This is a genomic window from Curtobacterium subtropicum (assembly GCF_030362975.1).
Lineage (GTDB): Bacteria > Actinomycetota > Actinomycetes > Actinomycetales > Microbacteriaceae > Curtobacterium > Curtobacterium subtropicum.
Window position 1 is genome coordinate 421,321 of the sequence record NZ_JAUCMM010000002.1, and the last position, 15,237, is coordinate 436,557.

The window sequence follows — 15,237 nt, forward strand, 5'->3', positions numbered from 1 at the left end:
TGACCCCCGCACTGGGTGGAGACACCGCGGGTCCCGGTGCGGTGGGATGTCGGGATGGCAGACATGCACGGCGCGCGCATCGACGACGACGCGACGCTGGCCGAGCGGATCGTGCGCGGAGCGATCCGCGCCTACCGGTTGCACCCCTTCCACGACGTCGACGCGGCGACGATCGCCGAGACCTGCGGCGTGGACCGCGCCGTCGTCGACCGGCTCTTCCCGACCTGGGACGGCCTGCTGCTGGTGGTCTACGACCGCTGGCTGCAGCTGCGTGGTTCCCGTCGTTCCTCCGTGCAGCGGTGCACCCTCGACCACGTGCGGACGACCCTCGCCGAGGACGTCGCCGACCCCGGACTCGTCCGGCTGCTCGCCGGCGTCCTGCCCCTCGCCGCCTCGGAACGCGACTTCGCCGGCTTCTTCCGGAAGCGGTTCGAGGAGTACGTCGAGGAGTTGACCGTCGGACTGCAGCGCGACGTCGACGCGGGTACGGAGGTCATCGGCATCCCCGCGCACCAGGCGGCGACGCAGCTGCTCGCCGTCTACGAGGGGCTGCAGGTGCAGATGCTCGTCCGGCCGTACCTGGACGTCCTGGTCGAGTACGACCGTGCCGTGCACACGCTCCGGCACGGGTGGCGTGAACCCGAGCCCGTGGCCTGGGACCTCGACGCAGCGCTCGTCCGCGGCTAGCGGTTCAGCGCGTCCGGGGTCGCCCCTTCCGCCATCCCGCGATCTGCTTCAGGGTGACCTTCGACCCGTACTGCGCGACCGAGTGGCGGAACAGGTACTCGGCGAACCAGAGCAGCAGCGCGGCGACGGCGAACACCTCGACGACGCTCACGACCGACTCGACGACGGACAGCGAGCCGACCGCGTTCCGCACCATGGCCGTGATGGGCGTGAAGGTCGGGAACCACGTGAAGAACGCCGCGACCGGTGACGAGGGCGTCGTCATCACGAAGAACGCCGCGTAGAGCGGGATGATCAGGGCGAAGATCGCAGCGGACTGCAGCGTCGAGGCGTCCTTGATCGACGGCACGGCGGCGCCGACGGCGACGAAGAGCCCGCAGGCGAGCAGGACCCCGCCGACGAGCAGCAGGGCGCCGACGACCATCCGCCACGGGTCCACCGTCAGGCCGCCGAGCCGTGACGCGACCAGGGGCAGCGCCGCCAGCGCCACCGCGAGCCCCGGCACGACGACGACCCCGACCTGCACGAGCCCGACGAGCAGCATGGCGAGGACCTTGCCCCGGATCAGGTCGCCCGCCGTCACGGTCGTCAGGATCATCTCGGAGATCCGGTTCTCCTTCTCCTCGACCACCACCGTCACCATCCGGGTCGCGAGCAGGATCACGATCCCGAAGAACGCGAGGGGGAACAGCAGGGGCGGCACGATCGACAGCCAGCCCGGGGCGACCCGGCCGTCCGCGTAGGTCGTCAGGTCGGTGGACGGCGGTGCCCGGAGGAGTGCGACCGCCTCCTCGTCGCCGACCGAGTCCGCGACGCTGCGCTCGAGCACGCCCTCGGCGAGTGTCGAGTACCCGCCGTTCTCGAACAGCCCGCGGTCGGCCGCGTCGAGCCGGATCGGTTCGGCAGACGGCTTCGCCGGGTACTCGACGAACAGCGTGAGGGTCCCGGCCCGCACGGCGGCGCGGTCGGCGGCGGGGTCCTGCGACGGTGTCCCGCCCGACCGGGCTGCCACGGATGCGGACACCAGGCCGGAGTGGTCGACGTACCGGAACGTCGTCTTCGCCGCCGACGAGCTCGACGAGATCGAGTCGGAGCCGGCGGCCTGCCCGATGCCGACGAGCACCGAGACGAGGACGACGACGATCGGCAGCGCGAGCGTGCCGATCCAGAACGCGGGCTTCTTCACCGCACGGACGAACTCGAAGCGGACGACCGTCCCGAGCCGGCTCACGCCGCTGCCCCGTCGGCGGTGTCCCGGACCGGGCGGCGGCCGTCCGCGAACCGGTCCTCGTCGGCGTCGTGGCCGTAGACCTGGACGAAGATCTCGTCGAGCGGGATGCGGCGCATCTCGAACGCAGTGACGTGCGCGCCCGCGGCCACCAGCGCGGCCAGGATGTCCGACCCGTCGACCGCCGCGTCCTCGGTGGGCACCAGGTGCGCGACGTGCCCCTCGTGGCGGGCGAGCCGGTACAGCGGGGAGCGGGGGACCGCACCGGTGAGCTGCACCCGGGCGACGGCACCGCCGAAGGCGTCCTGCACGTCGGGGACGCTGCCGTACGCGGCCGCTCGGCCGTCCTTGAGCAGCAGGATCCGGTCGCAGAGTCGCTCGACCTCGTCCATGTGGTGCGTCACGAGGACCACGGTCGCGCCGTCCGCCCGGCGCTCGTCCACCAGGTCGAGCAGCAGTCGGCGGTTGACCGGATCGAGGCCCTTCGTCGGTTCGTCGAGGATCAGCAGGCGCGGGCGGTCCATGATCGTGATCCCGAGCTGCACCTTCTGCTGCTGCCCTCCGGACAGCTTGTCGACCCGGAGCTTGGCGCGGTCCGCGAGGCCGACGCGCGCCAGGTACTCGGTGCTCCACGCGGTCGCCTCGGGTCGGCGCAGCCCGCGGAGCATGCCGAAGTAGGTCATGACGTCGAGCACGGACTCCTTGCGGTAGAGCCCGCGTTCCTCGGGCAGGTAGCCGATGCCGCCGGTGGCCGGGCGGTACGGTGCGCCGTCGATGTGCAGCGTGCCGGCGGTCGGCGTCGTGATGCCGAGGAGCGCCCGGATCGTGGTCGTCTTGCCGGAGCCGTTGCTGCCGAGCAGTCCGAACGTCTCGCCGGGGGCGACGTCGAACGACAGCCCGTCGACGACGTCCCGGTCGCCGAAGCGCATGACGAAGTCCCGCACGCTGATGGCCGCACCGCTCATGGGGCCGACCCTACCGGCGACGAATGAGTCCATCGTGCTTGCGGTGGGAGGACGAATCGCTCGTAGGAGGACGGAACTTCGGGCCGCCTACGAGCGATTCGTCCTCCTTCGCGCGGGGTGACCCCGTGACGGACGGGAGGCGCGGTGCCTGCCCGCACCGCGCCTCCAGACCGCCACGTGGTCCGTCAGGAACGCAACCAGGCGGTCCCCACACCCGACAGTGCGCCGTCTGCCACCGGCGCGGAGGCGAGCAGCAGCTCGCCGGCGGGGAGTGCGTACGGCTCGTCGCCGAACACCGTGACGCTCGTCCAGCCGTTCGGACGACGGAACGCGAGCACGTCGTCGCGACCCGTCTCGAGCCACTCGAGGTGCTCCTCGGTCTGCAGCTGACCGCGGAGGCCCAGGGCCTTCCGGTAGAGGTTCAGCGTCGAGTCGGGGTCGGCGTCCTCGGCCTCGACCGAGGAGTCGGCGAACCACGCCGGCTGCGGCAGGTGCGAGCCGCCCTCGCCGAACCCGAAGCTCTCGCCGGTCCTCGTCCACGGGATCGGGACGCGGCAGCCGTCACGGCCGACGTCGATCCCGGGGTTCCGGAAGAACGCCGGGTCCTGGCGGTCCGCGTCATCGATGTCGCCGACCTCGTGCAGGCCGAGCTCCTCGCCCTGGTACAGGTACGCCGAGCCCGGCAGGGCGAGCTCGAGGAGCGTCGCGGCCCTGGCGCGTCGGAGGCCGAGCGCACGGTCGAGCGCGGCCTGGTCCCCGCCGGCGAGCAGCCACGCGGCGCCCTGCTTCTGCTCGTCGCCGTCGCGGGCGGGGAGCGCGTAGCGGGTGGCGTGCCGGACGACGTCGTGGTTCGAGAACACCCACGTGGTCGACGAACCGGACTGCTCGGCGAGGCCGAGGTTGAACTCGATGATCGTGCGGAACTGCTGCGCGTCGAAGTCGGCCTCGAGCAGGTCGAAGTTGAACGCCTGCCCGAGTCCCTCGGCGCTGGCGTACCGCGCACGACGGTCGGCGGCGACCCACGCCTCGGCGACGGCGGTGCGCGCCGGGGTGTACTCCTCGAACACCGTCCGCCACTCGGCGTAGATCTCGTGCACGTCGTCGCGGTCCCAGAGGATGTGCGACCCGTCCTTCGGCGCGGCGAGGACCTCGGCCCACGTCGGCAGCGTGCCCTCGGGCAGGTCCTTCGCCAGACCGTGGGCGACGTCGATGCGGAAGCCGTCGACCCCGCGGTCGGACCAGAAGCGCAGCGTGTGGAGGAAGTCGTCGCGGACCTCGCGGTTCGCCCAGTTCAGGTCGGGCTGCTCCTTCGCGAAGTTGTGCAGGTACCACTGGCCGTCGCCCACGGCGGTCCACGCCGGGCCGCCGAAGATCGACACCCAGTCTGCCGGGGCCTGTTCGCCGGACGGACCGGTGCCGTCGCGGAACACGTACCGGTCTCGAGCCGGGGAGCCCTTCGGGGACGCCAGCGCCTCCTGGAACCACTCGTGCCGGTCGCTGGTGTGGTTCGGGACGATGTCGACGATCACGCGGATGCCGGCGCCGTGCAGGGCCTCGACCATCTCGTCGAAGTCGGCGAGGGTGCCCAGGCGCGGGTCGACGTCACGGTAGTCGTCGACGTCGTAGCCTCCGTCGGCCAGGGCGGACGGGTAGAACGGGCTGAGCCAGACGGCCTCGATCCCGAGCGACGCCAGGTAGGGCACGCGCGAGGTCACCCCGCGCAGGTCGCCGATGCCGTCACCGTCCGCGTCGGCGAACGAGCGCGGGTACACCTGGTAGACGCTCGCCTGGCGCCACCAGGTCTCGGCGTCGGTGGAGGCAGCGGACTGGACGAGCGTGTCGGTCACGTCGGGCCTTTCGTTGTCGGTGGTGGTGGTGGTGGTGATCGTGTCGGGCGCTGCGGCCGCTGCGGCGTGCGTGGTCTCGGTACTCACTTGATCGCGCCCTGCGTCACGCCCGCCATCACCCATCGCTGGGTGACGAGGTAGACGATGATCGCCGGGGCCATCGCCATGAGGTACGAGGCGAACGACACGTTGTAGTTGTTGCTGAACTGCGTCTGGAACATCTGCTGCAGCACCGGGAGGGTCTGCAGCGCCGGGTCGGAGGTGATCAGCGACGGCATCACGAAGTCGTTCCAGGACGCGAGGAACGCGAAGATGCCGACGGTGGCGCTCATCGGTGCGAGGAGCGGGAACACCAGTCGCCAGAACACCTGCCCCGTGCTCGCACCGTCGATGCGTGCACTCTCCTCCAGCTCGGCCGGGATCGAGCGCAGGAACGCGGTGAAGAGCAGCACGCTGAACGACAGCTGGAACATGACGTGCAGGATCGCGACGCCGATCGGGTTGTCCAGTCCGGCGAGTCCGGTGAGCTTGACCTGCGACAGCGCGAGCACCGGGAAGGGCAGGAACATCGCGGCGAGCAGGTAGAAGAACGACCAGCGGAAGAACCGGCGCTCCCAGTTCCGGGCGATCGCGTACGCGGTGAACGAGGCGAGCAGGATCGTGCCGACGACCGTGATGGCCGCGATGAGCACGGAGACGCCGAACGCCCGCGGGAAGTCCGTGAGCTCCCAGGCCTGCACGAACCCGTCGACGCTGAACGGCGCCGGCAGCGAGAACGCGTTGCCGTCGACGGCCTGCGACGTCGTCTTGAACGCCATCGTCACGGTGACGTACAGCGGGACGAGGACGGACAGCGTGCACAGCGCGAGGACGATCGTGACGGGCCAGTTGAACCGCTCGCCGCGTCGTCCGGCGGTGCGGTCGGCGTCGACGGACCGGATGCTGCCGGTGGCCGTCGTGCCTGGACGGAGGGGTGCCTGCATGGTCATCAGAGCGCTGCCTTCCCGCGGGTCGCCCGCAGTTGGATCACGGCGATGACCACGGCGATCACGAAGAAGATCGTCGCGTTCGCCATCTGGTACGCGTAGTCGCCGCCGCTGAAGCCCTTGAAGATCGACATCGCGACCGAGGTGGTCGAGGTGCCCGGGCCGCCGTCGGTCAGGCCGACGATGATGTCGTACGAGTTCAGGAAGTTCTTGAACCCGATCACCAGGTTGATGAGGACGTAGCCCGCCGTCAGCGGCGCGGTGATCGAGACGAGCTGCCGCCACGCGCTGGCGCCGTCGAGCGACGCCGCCTCGTAGACCTCACCGGGGATCGACAGGACGCCGGCGATGTAGATGAGGAGCGTCGACGGGATCGCCTGCCACGCGGTCACCACGACGATCGCGACCCACGCCAGGTCGGGGTTCGCCAGGATGCTCTGCTCGAGCGGGGCGAAGCCGAGCGCGGTCGCGAGTGCCGGCAGGCTGTTCGCGAAGAGGAACGAGAACACGTAGGCGATGACGATGCCGGAGATCACCATCGGCAGGACGAACACCGCGCGGAGCGCGATCTTGCCGCGGATCTTCGACGTCAGCGCGATCGCCAGCAGGAACGCCACGGCGTTCACCAGGAGCACGGTGACGAGCGAGAAGCCGATCGTGAACAGGTACGCCTGCAGGATCGCGGGGTCGGAGAACACCGCGACGTAGTTCGTCAGGCCGGTGAACCGGAACTCGCCGAAGCCGACGGAGTTCGTGAAGCTCAGCACGATGCCCATCACCGCGGGGAGCGTGATGGCGAGCGTGAAGAGCACGAGCGTGGGGACGAGGAACACGAGGAAGAGCGGGTCGACGCGCTTGCCGCGTCCGCGGCTGCCGGCCTGGAGGCGCGGTGCGGCGCCGCCCCGTCGGCGGCGGTCCGCCGTCGTGATCGATTCGGTGGTCGTGGTGGCCAAGGTCGTCTCCTTACGCGGCCGACCGGAGCGCGAGCCGCGCCCAGTCGCCGTCGAGGGTGCGGAGTTGCGGTTCGGGCGCACCGCCGAAGGCGATGGACTGCAGGTAGTTCGCCACCGGGATCTCGGCGGGGATGAGCTGCGAGGCGCCCAGGTAGAACGCGGCGCGGTCGTACGAGTCCTGCATGCCGCGGAGCGCGGGGTTCGACACCGGCGGCGAGTCCTTGCGGACACCGAAGCCGTTGTTGTCGGCGTTGTACTGGTCGCTGATCGCCGGGCTCATCAGGAAGGACAGGAACTCGCGGGCGGCCTCCTGCTTGCGGGAGGCCTCCGGGATCCAGAGCCCGAGGTCGACGTTGACGCGCACCTTGTTGTCGGCGGGGTCGTCGGTCGCGGGGAACGGGAACGTGCCGAGGTCCATGTCGGGGTTCGTCTTCGCGATCTCACCGAGCGCCCACGGGCCCTGCAGGTACATCGCGGCCTTCCCCTGCGCGAACGCGAGGTTGCCGTCGCCGTAGCCCCGGCTGGCCGCACCCTCCTGGTGCCACTGCAGCAGGTCCACCATCCGCCCGACCGGAGCCGCGAAGTCCTCCTGGAACGAGACTGCGGAGCCCCTGCCGACCGAGGTGCCCTCGCGGTCGAGCGCCGCGAAGGTCGCCGGCACGTCGAGCATGCCTCCGACCGAGTAGTCGAACATGCCCTGGGCGATCGTCCAGTTGTCCTTGTAGGTGCCGTACATCGGGGTGATGCCGGCTCGTACGAGGCGCTCGCAGACGTCGGTGAACTGTGTCCACGTGGTCGGGACGTCGAGCCCCTGCTGTGCGAAGACCCGCTTGTCGTAGATGACGGACGCGGCGGTGACCGAGTACGGCAGGACGCTCCTCCGACCCGGGTAGTCCGCGGTCTGCCGCATCAGCGGCCACAGGTCGGGGTTGATCGTGTCCTTCTCGGGCAGGTCGGACAGGTCCGTCAGGGCGCCGTGCTCCACGAACGACACCATCGCGTAGTTGTAGTTCAGGCACCCGAGGTCCGGCGGTCGGTTCCGGACGAAGTTCGCGGACATGTTGGACGTCGAGTCGCGGACCACGCGGATCTTCGACTGGCTGTCGTGGAACTTGGCGATGACGTCGTCGAAGTACCCGATGACCTCGGGCTTCGACACGTAGAAGGTGATCGTCTCGGGGCGGCTGCTCGATCCTCCGAGCGGGGCACAGCCGGCGAGTGCCAGCCCCGCGCCGATGCCGCCCGCACCGAGCAGGAACCCGCGGCGGGTGACCCCGGCCGTGCTCCTGGTGGTGGCGTGTGCTTGCACGTCGTCTCCGTCCGTCCGGACCCGGCGTCCCTGCCGTTCCGGCTCGCGTGCCGGCGTCGGTGTCGGCTCGCGTGACTAAATGTACTCAGAAAATCTAATCGCGCAAGCAACTGTCGCCGCGGTAGGGTCGGCGCATGCCCCAGCGCCGTGTGACTCCGCGCGCGACCAGCGCCGAGACGGTCCTGGCGTACGCCCTCGACCTGTCGTCCGGCGCTTTCACCGCGACCGAGGCGATCGAGGCCACGGGGGTGACCCGGTCGACCGTCCTGGCCGCGTGCGCGGAACTCGTCCGGCTCGGCTGGTTGCGGGACCTCGACGATGCCCGCGCGGCGGGGGAGTACCGCAAGGGCCGACCCGCGCGACGCTACGAGCTCGACGCTGCCGCGGGGGCCGTCGTCGGTGTCGACGCGGGACAGCACCGCGTCACGGCACTCGTCGCGGATCTCCGCGGCACGGTGCTCGCCCGGACCGAGGGCGCGCTGGGGGACGCGGGGCTCGACGTGCCCGTCCGCCTCCGGGTGACGGCGGAGACGATCGCGTCGGCGCTCGCCGCAGCCGACGTCGACCCGACGCGCGTGCTCGCGACGGTCGTGGGCATCCCTGCCCCCGTCGATGCGCTCGGGTCGTCACCGCGTGACGGCGGCTTCTGGGACAGCATGAACCCGGGCTTTGCCGACGTGGTGCCGAACGGGGTCGTCGTCGTGGAGAACGACGCGAACGCCGCGGCGCTGGCCGAACGGCCGTCCTCCGGGGATGCCTCCTTCGCAGCCCTGCTGTCCGGTGAGCGCTTCGGCGCCGGTCTGGTCGTCGACGGGGTGCTGCTCCGCGGTGCCCGGGGCGGTGCTGGGGAGCTCCGCGTGCTCGACCTGGTCGACGGGGTGTCCTCGTCGAACGGCATCGGCCGCACCGCCCGCGAGCTCGTCCGTGCGGCCAGGGCCGAGGGGCGGATCGACCCGTCGTCACTCCTCGGCGGCGACGAGGAGCCCGGGGCCGAGGCGGTGTTCGCCGCCGCGGCCCTGCTCGACCCGGTGGCGCTCGAGGTCGTCGACCGTCTGGGGGACCGTCTCGCCCGGGTCTGCGTCCTGCTCGCGAGCCTGCTCGACATCGACCGCGTCGTCGTCGCCGGAGCGATCGCGGACGCCGCAGCGCCGGTGATCGAACGGGCGCGCGAGCGCCTGGCCAACGGGGAGTACGACCCGACGCCCGAGGTCGTGGCGTCCCGGCTCGGTGGCGACGTCGTCGTGCTCGGTGCCGTCGCCCGCGCGCTCGACCTCGTGCACGCCGACCCCCTGGCGTTCCCGCTCCCCGCCGCGCAGTCCGCCGCCCTCGCGACCTGACCGCCGGACGGTACCCGCGGAGCACTTCCGATCCGAGCGTACGAGTCGTACGATCGGTACATGTACAACCTGCCTGCAACCGAAGCGCGTCAGCGGTGGTCGGACCTCATCGACCACGCACACCGGGAGCCGGTCGCCATCACGGTCCGTGGCCGCGAGCAGGTCGTCGTGCTCGAGGCGGAACTGGCGCATCGGGCGCTCGAGGCGCTCGAGGACGCGATCGACCGTGCCGCCGTGGACCAGGCCCGACGGGAGCTCGCAGACGACCCGGAGACGTTGCCCCTCAAGCAGGTCGCCCGCGAACTGGGGATCACGCTTGGCTGAACCCTCCCCGGTCGAGTACCGGGTCGAGTTGACCAAGCGTGCCGCGAAGGCGCTGCTGAAGCTCGACCGGACCGTCCAGCGGCGGTTGCTCGCTGCCCTGGTCCTGCTCCGGACCACGCCGCGTCCGCCAGGGTCGACCGCGTTGGTCGGCAGATCGGAGGAGCTCCGGGTCCGGGTGGGCGACCACCGCATCGTCTACGAGATCGTCGATGATCGTCTGGTGGTCCTCGTGCTGGTCATCGGCCACCGTCGTGACGTGTACCGCTGACCCCGATCGATCGCTGACGCCGCGGCGTGTTCCGCGCAGAAGCAGGCGCGTGGCCGTCCGACCGTCCTCAGCGGGGGAGCGACGCCAGCACCTCTGCAGCGCGGGCGGCCTGCTCGGCGCTGACGTCCAGGTGCGTGACGAGCCGGACACTCCGCGGTCCGAGCTGCATCACCCGGACGCCCCGGTCGGCGGCAGCGCGCACGAACGCCCCCGGGTCGGACACGTCGGCGAACACGATGTTCGTGTCGACGGTCTCCGGGTCGACGTCGAGCGCCGCCGCGAGCACCCGGGCGTTCGCGTGGTCCTCGGCGAGGCGGTCGACGTGGTTCCGGAGCGCGTACCGGCCGGCGGCGGCCAGGAAGCCCGTCTGCCGCATGCCGCCGCCGTACCGCTTCCGCCAGGTCCGCGCCGCGTCGACGTGCTCGCGGGAGCCGACGAGCACCGATCCCACCGGGGCGCCGAGCCCCTTCGACAGGCAGACCGACACGGTGTCGAACCCGGCTGCGAGCTCGCGGAGCGCCACACCCGACGCCACGTGCGCGTTCCACAGGCGGGCGCCGTCGAGGTGCACCGCGATCCCGTGCTCCCGCGCGAAGGCCTGCACGGCGCGGACCTCGTCGACCGGCTGCACGGTCCCGCCGCCGAAGTTGTGCGTGTTCTCGACCGCGATCGCCGTCGTCGAGACGCTGTAGGCCCCGGCGTTCGGCTCCGCCACCTCGGCGACCGCCGCCGCGACGAGCCGTCCGCGCTCCGAGGGCCAGGTGCGGGTCGTGATGCCCGAGAACACCGCCGCTGCACCGAGCTCGGCGCGGACGACGTGTGCGCGGACGTCGGCGAGGAGCTCCTCGCCCGGACCGACGTGCAGCCGCAGGCCGAGCTGGTTCGCCATCGAGCCGGTCGGGGTGAAGAGCCCGGCCTCGTGTCCGAGCAGGTCGGCGACCTCGCGCTCGAGGGCGTTCGTCTCCGGGTCCTCGCCGAAGACGTCGTCACCGACCTCGGCCTCGGCCATCGCCCGGCGCATCGCGGGCGTGGGACGGGTGACGGTGTCGGAGCGCAGGTCGATCGGGGCGTCGGTCACCAGGCAACGCTAACCCGCCGTCCAGACCCCGGATCACCACCGCGGCTACCGTGAGCCGCATGCAGCCGCCAGCAGCCGGGACCCTCCGCATCCTCCACCTCTCCGACACGCACCTGACCGGTGACGGTGCCCTGCACCAGGGATCCGTCGACACGACGGCGGCACTCGACGCGGTGCTGGCGCACGTCGACGGCGTGCCGGGGGTCGGCCTGGTCGTCGTCTCCGGTGACGTCTCCGAGGACGGCAGCCCCGATTCCTACCGCACCGCACGCCAGCACATCGGCGCCTGGGCCGAGCGACACGGCGCGGCGCTCGTCCTGGTGCCCGGCAACCACGACCTCCGCGAGGGGTTCCGCCAGGTCCTCGCGAACGGCCACGTCCTGGGCGAGGGCGGCACCCCGCTCGCGCACACGACGGAGTACACGCCGCCGTCCGTGCCGGTCTCCGGTCAGTCGGTGGTCGCCGGCTTCCGGGTCGTGACGGTCGACACGAGCGTCCCCGGCGCGGGCTACGGCGCGCTCAGCGAGACCGCGCTCGACCGGCTCCGCGCGGCGCTGACCGGCGAGCCCGTCGCGCACGGCACGGTCGTCGTGCTCCACCACCCGCCGGTGCCGTCGCCGACGCTCCTGCACGAGGCCCTCCGCCTGCAGGACCCCGAGGACCTCGCGGAGCTGCTCGACGGCTCCGACGTCCGGGTCGTCCTCGGCGGGCACCAGCACCACCACGCCGTCGGGTCGCTGGCCGGGGTCCCGGTGCTCGTCGCCCCCGGGGTCGCGAACGACACCGACGTGGTCGGCCCGTACGACGAGGAGTCGGCACACGTCGCGCACGGCGCGCTCATCGTCGACGTCGGTGCGGACGGCTCGGTCTGGTCGACGCCGGTGCGCGTGCCGGACCCGGACCGCGACGTGCTCGCCTTCGCGCTCGACGCCGAGACGGTCGCGCGGATCGCGGAGCAGGCGGGACCCGCGCGCTGACGGCGCGCGACCCCGGGTCGGTCCGCACGGTCGCGCTGCACCGCCCGGTGCGGTGGACGCACCGACCGCCGGACGGGAGGCACGCCGCCCGCTCGCTCCGCGCCTCCCGTCCGACGACGGCACGCGTCCCGTCCGTGGAACCACGTTCCCGACACCGAACCAGGTGCCGGGGCTGGTTCGATGTCGCCTCCGTGGTTCGACGCGTCACCGCGCCAGCAGCGCGCCGCGCCGCGCGCAGCCGACCGGCCGGTACCCCTCGCTCACGGACACCGCTCCGTCGGCGCGAGTACACCGGAGCCATGACCACGGAAGGAGTCAGTCATGCGCATCGGTAGTGCCGTGCAGTACGACCGGTACGGCGGGTTCGACGTCGTCGACCTCGTCCCGCAGGAACGTCCCGAACCCGGCCCCGGCGACGTCGTCGTCGAGGTCGTCGCCGCCGGTCTCAACCACGTCGAGCGGTTCCTCCGCGAGGGGAAGCTGCGCGACCACATCGACCTCGAGTTCCCCGCGCACCAGGGCGTCGACTTCGCGGGGATCGTCCGCGCTCGCGGCGCCGAGGTCCGTGACCTCAAGGTCGGCGACGAGGTCATGGGACACGCCCCGGAGGGCGGTGCCCACGCGACGTGGGTCCGCGTGCCCCGCGGCGCCGTCGTGAAGAAGCCGGAGCACGTCGGGTGGGAGGTCGCGGGTGGCCTGTACCTGGCCGGCGCGACCGCCGCGACCATCGTGCGGAACCTGCGCCTCGGACCGGACGACACCGTCGTCATCTCGGCCGCGGCCGGCGGCGTCGGGCACATCGAGTGCCAGCTCGCGCACGACGCCGGTGCGACCGTGATCGCGCTCGGCAGCCCGCGCAACCACGACTACCTGCGGCAGATCGGCACCCTGCCCGTCGCGTACGGCGACGGCGAGGAGGACCGCATCCGCGAGATGGCGGCCGGTCGGCCGATCACCGCGTTCATCGACAACCACGGTGGTGGCGGTGCGGCGGACCTGGCTGCGCGGCTCGGTGTGCCGGCCGAGCGACTCGTGACCTCCGAGCACCGCCGCGACGTCGAGATCCGGTTCCTGCGCGCCCCGGCCGACGACGAGGAGGCCCGCGACCTGCTGATGCTGCTCGCGAAGGCCGTCCAGGACCGTCGCGTGCAGGTGCTCATCTCGGGCTTCTACCCGTTCGAGTACATCGTCGACGCGTACGAGGACCTGGCCGAGATGCGGTCCCGCGGCAAGGTCGTCATCGGCATGCAGACCGTCGAGACCGGCGCCCGGCTCGACTGGTACCGGTCGGAGAAGGCCCGCGACCTGCGCGACCGGTACGCCGACCAGCGCGGGGCGGACACGGAGACGATGGCGGGCGGGTCGGCGAGCCCGAAGGCCTGAGCCCCCACCGATCGGGCCCGGACTCCTGCGGGAGGCCGGGCCCGATCCGTGCGCGGGGCCGGTCGGTCAGCTCAGGACGTCCTTGGTGGCGAACCGTCCGTACGCCAGCGCACCGAACACGGCGACGTACCCGAGCTGCAGGACCGCGTTCGACCCGAACGAGTCGAACGAGATCGGGTCGCGGAGCAGGTCCCCGAACCCGAGCCAGCGGTGCGAGAACAGGAACGGGTGCAGCCAGTCGAGCTGCGGGAGCTGGTCGAGCACCTGCGACACCCCGGCGAGCACGACCGTCGCGGCCATCGCCCCGACCGGCACCGTGGTCAGCGTCGAGGCGAACAGCCCGATCGCGGCCAGTCCGAGCATCGACAGGGTCACGTACAGCGCCAGGAGCACGGCGCGGCCGGCGTACGACCAGCCACCGACCTGCGTCCCCGACAACAGGGTGACCGGCCCGATCGGGAAGAGCAACGCGCCGACCGCCGCCCCGACGAGCACGACGAGGAGCGTCGCGGCCAGGCAGAACGCGACGGCGCCCGCGTACTTGACGAGCACGAAGCGCAGCCGCCCGGTGGGCGCCACCAGCAGGTAGCGGATCGTGCCGTGTGACGCCTCGCCCGCGACGGTGTCACCGGACACCACACCCACCGTGAGCGGCAGGAACAGCGGGATCGACACGGTCAGTGCGGTGAAGGCGACGAAGAGGCCGTTGTTCGTGATGTCGCCGAGGAACGCCGGGCCGCCCGAGCTGCCGTCGGTCGTCAGGCGGACGGCGACCGCGATGAGCACCGGCACCAGGGCGAGCGCCCCGAGCATCGCCCACGTCCGTCGACGGCGGAACAGCAGGGCGAGTTCGGAGCCGAGCAGGGCGAAGGGCCGCGTCCGTCGGCGCGCGGTGTCAGGCTGCGACATCGAAGCCCTCCCCGGTGAGCGCGACGAACAGGTCCTCGAGGGTGCCACCACCGAGCGCGATGCCGCGGACGCGGACGTCGGCACGGACGAGCGCCGCCGTCACGGTCTCGGGCTCGAGGTCGGCGGGCAGGTCCGCGACGAGGGCGTCCGAACCGGCGTCGCGCCGGGGGGAGAGCCCGATCCGGACGAGGACCGCGGAGGCCTCGCCGACGTCCGGGGTCCGCACGGTGACGGTCCGGCCACCGGTTGCTCGCAGGTCGTCGAGGGACCCCTGCGCCACGAGGCGTCCGCTCCGCATCACGGCGGCGTGCGTGCAGACCTGCTCGATCTCGGCGAGCAGGTGGCTCGACACGAACACCGTGGTGCCGTCGTCGGTGAGCGAGCGGATGAGGTTCCGGACCTCGCGCGTGCCCTGCGGGTCGAGGCCGTTCGTCGGCTCGTCGAGCACGAGCAGGTCGCGCGGCGCGAGCAGGGCGTTCGCCAGCCCCAGTCGCTGCTTCATGCCGAGTGAGTAGGCGTGTGCCTTCTTGTCCGCAGCATGGGTGAGTCCCACGCGTTCGAGGGCGGCCGCGACGCGGTCACGACGGGTGCGCGGGTCGGAGCTCGGGTCGGCGGCGTCGAACCGCTGCAGGTTCGCGCGTCCGGACAGGTACGGGTACGCAGCCGGGCCCTCGACGAGCGCGCCGACACGGGGCAGGACCTCCTGCAGGGCGCCGGGGACGGGCCGGCCGAGCACCTCGATCGTGCCGCTCGTCGCCGAGGACAGCCCGAGGAGCATGCGGATCGTGGTGGTCTTGCCCGAGCCGTTGGGGCCGAGGAACCCGAAGACCGACCCGCGCGGCACGGCCAGGTCGATGCCGTCAACGGCCCGCTGCTTCCGGAACACCTTGACGAGCCCCTCGGTGCGGACCGCGAGCTCCGGCGCGGCGTCGGCCGGCTGCCGCGTCGCCGCGCCCGGCTGCGGTGCTGCCTCGGCCGACTGCCGT

The 15,237-nt window shown here is 72.0% G+C and carries 15 protein-coding genes; 6 read left to right on the forward strand and 9 right to left on the reverse strand.

The window, feature by feature from the left end; translation table 11 throughout:
- Positions 1-54: 54 nt before the first annotated feature.
- Complete coding sequence (locus QUG98_RS05115) at positions 55-687, forward strand: TetR/AcrR family transcriptional regulator (RefSeq protein ID WP_289469536.1); 633 nt, start codon at positions 55-57, stop codon at positions 685-687.
- A 4-nt stretch (positions 688-691) separates the two neighbouring features.
- Here QUG98_RS05115 and QUG98_RS05120 read toward each other — a convergent pair whose 3' ends face one another.
- The 6 genes from QUG98_RS05120 to QUG98_RS05145 all read right to left on the reverse strand — a co-directional run bounded on the left by QUG98_RS05120 (position 692) and on the right by QUG98_RS05145 (position 7,975).
- Complete coding sequence (locus QUG98_RS05120) at positions 692-1,918, reverse strand: ABC transporter permease (protein ID WP_289469537.1); 1,227 nt, start codon at positions 1,916-1,918, stop codon at positions 692-694.
- On the reverse strand, positions 1,915-2,880 hold the full coding sequence (locus tag QUG98_RS05125) for an ABC transporter ATP-binding protein (RefSeq protein ID WP_289469538.1): 966 nt from the start codon (positions 2,878-2,880) through the stop codon (positions 1,915-1,917). The genes QUG98_RS05120 and QUG98_RS05125 overlap by 4 nt, the downstream gene beginning before the upstream one ends.
- Positions 2,881-3,065: 185 nt before the next feature.
- A complete protein-coding gene (locus QUG98_RS05130; RefSeq protein ID WP_289469579.1) occupies positions 3,066-4,727 on the reverse strand; it encodes a glycoside hydrolase family 13 protein in 1,662 nt (553 codons plus the stop codon).
- 83 nt (positions 4,728-4,810) lie between these two features.
- The gene (locus tag QUG98_RS05135; RefSeq protein ID WP_058730057.1) at positions 4,811-5,716 is read right to left on the reverse strand and encodes a carbohydrate ABC transporter permease; all 906 of its coding nucleotides are present in this window, start codon (positions 5,714-5,716) and stop codon (positions 4,811-4,813) included.
- Positions 5,716-6,666: a carbohydrate ABC transporter permease gene (locus tag QUG98_RS05140; RefSeq protein WP_289469539.1), complete on the reverse strand. Its 951-nt coding sequence runs from the start codon at positions 6,664-6,666 to the stop codon at positions 5,716-5,718. The genes QUG98_RS05135 and QUG98_RS05140 overlap by 1 nt, the downstream gene beginning before the upstream one ends.
- A gap of 10 nt (positions 6,667-6,676) precedes the next feature.
- Positions 6,677-7,975: an ABC transporter substrate-binding protein gene (locus QUG98_RS05145; protein WP_289469540.1), complete on the reverse strand. Its 1,299-nt coding sequence runs from the start codon at positions 7,973-7,975 to the stop codon at positions 6,677-6,679.
- A 134-nt stretch (positions 7,976-8,109) separates the two neighbouring features.
- On the opposite strand from QUG98_RS05145, the gene QUG98_RS05150 reads away from it, so the two are divergent.
- Genes QUG98_RS05150 through QUG98_RS05160 form a run of 3 tightly spaced genes read left to right on the forward strand, consistent with a single transcriptional unit; the run spans position 8,110 to position 9,904 of the window.
- Positions 8,110-9,312, forward strand: coding sequence for an ROK family protein (locus QUG98_RS05150; RefSeq protein WP_289469541.1), 1,203 nt, complete (start codon positions 8,110-8,112; stop codon positions 9,310-9,312).
- A gap of 60 nt (positions 9,313-9,372) precedes the next feature.
- On the forward strand, positions 9,373-9,636 hold the full coding sequence (locus QUG98_RS05155) for a type II toxin-antitoxin system prevent-host-death family antitoxin (protein WP_289469542.1): 264 nt from the start codon (positions 9,373-9,375) through the stop codon (positions 9,634-9,636).
- Positions 9,629-9,904: a type II toxin-antitoxin system RelE family toxin gene (locus tag QUG98_RS05160; protein WP_289469543.1), complete on the forward strand. Its 276-nt coding sequence runs from the start codon at positions 9,629-9,631 to the stop codon at positions 9,902-9,904. Before QUG98_RS05155 ends, QUG98_RS05160 begins: the two co-directional genes overlap by 8 nt.
- A 67-nt stretch (positions 9,905-9,971) precedes the next feature.
- Here QUG98_RS05160 and QUG98_RS05165 read toward each other — a convergent pair whose 3' ends face one another.
- Entirely contained in the window at positions 9,972-10,982 is a 1,011-nt protein-coding gene (locus tag QUG98_RS05165) for a threonine aldolase family protein (RefSeq protein WP_289469544.1), read from the reverse strand.
- A gap of 59 nt (positions 10,983-11,041) precedes the next feature.
- Here QUG98_RS05165 and QUG98_RS05170 point away from each other — a divergent pair, with 59 nt between their 5' ends.
- Entirely contained in the window at positions 11,042-11,959 is a 918-nt protein-coding gene (locus QUG98_RS05170; protein ID WP_289469545.1) for a metallophosphoesterase, read from the forward strand.
- A 321-nt stretch (positions 11,960-12,280) separates the two neighbouring features.
- Positions 12,281-13,342, forward strand: a complete 1,062-nt coding sequence (locus QUG98_RS05175) for an NADP-dependent oxidoreductase (RefSeq protein ID WP_289469546.1) — start codon at positions 12,281-12,283, stop codon at positions 13,340-13,342.
- A 66-nt stretch (positions 13,343-13,408) separates the two neighbouring features.
- Here QUG98_RS05175 and QUG98_RS05180 read toward each other — a convergent pair whose 3' ends face one another.
- On the reverse strand, positions 13,409-14,251 hold the full coding sequence (locus QUG98_RS05180) for an ABC transporter permease (RefSeq protein WP_289469547.1): 843 nt from the start codon (positions 14,249-14,251) through the stop codon (positions 13,409-13,411).
- Positions 14,238-15,137 carry an ABC transporter ATP-binding protein gene (locus QUG98_RS05185; protein WP_289469580.1) on the reverse strand — a complete coding sequence of 300 codons (900 nt, stop codon included), beginning with the start codon at positions 15,135-15,137 and terminating at the stop codon, positions 14,238-14,240. The genes QUG98_RS05180 and QUG98_RS05185 overlap by 14 nt, the downstream gene beginning before the upstream one ends.
- Positions 15,138-15,237 lie beyond the last annotated feature (100 nt).

Excerpts from the sequence above, each read along its gene's own strand:
- QUG98_RS05115 (WP_289469536.1), top strand. The coding sequence starts at position 55 with ATGGCAGACATGCACGGCGCGCGCATCGACGACGACGCGACGCTGGCC.
- QUG98_RS05125 (WP_289469538.1), bottom strand. The coding sequence starts at position 2,880 with ATGAGCGGTGCGGCCATCAGCGTGCGGGACTTCGTCATGCGCTTCGGC.
- QUG98_RS05135 (WP_058730057.1), bottom strand. The coding sequence starts at position 5,716 with ATGACCATGCAGGCACCCCTCCGTCCAGGCACGACGGCCACCGGCAGC.
- QUG98_RS05150 (WP_289469541.1), top strand. The coding sequence starts at position 8,110 with ATGCCCCAGCGCCGTGTGACTCCGCGCGCGACCAGCGCCGAGACGGTC.
- QUG98_RS05155 (WP_289469542.1), top strand. The coding sequence starts at position 9,373 with ATGTACAACCTGCCTGCAACCGAAGCGCGTCAGCGGTGGTCGGACCTC.
- QUG98_RS05170 (WP_289469545.1), top strand. The coding sequence starts at position 11,042 with ATGCAGCCGCCAGCAGCCGGGACCCTCCGCATCCTCCACCTCTCCGAC.
- QUG98_RS05175 (WP_289469546.1), top strand. The coding sequence starts at position 12,281 with ATGCGCATCGGTAGTGCCGTGCAGTACGACCGGTACGGCGGGTTCGAC.
- QUG98_RS05180 (WP_289469547.1), bottom strand. The coding sequence starts at position 14,251 with ATGTCGCAGCCTGACACCGCGCGCCGACGGACGCGGCCCTTCGCCCTG.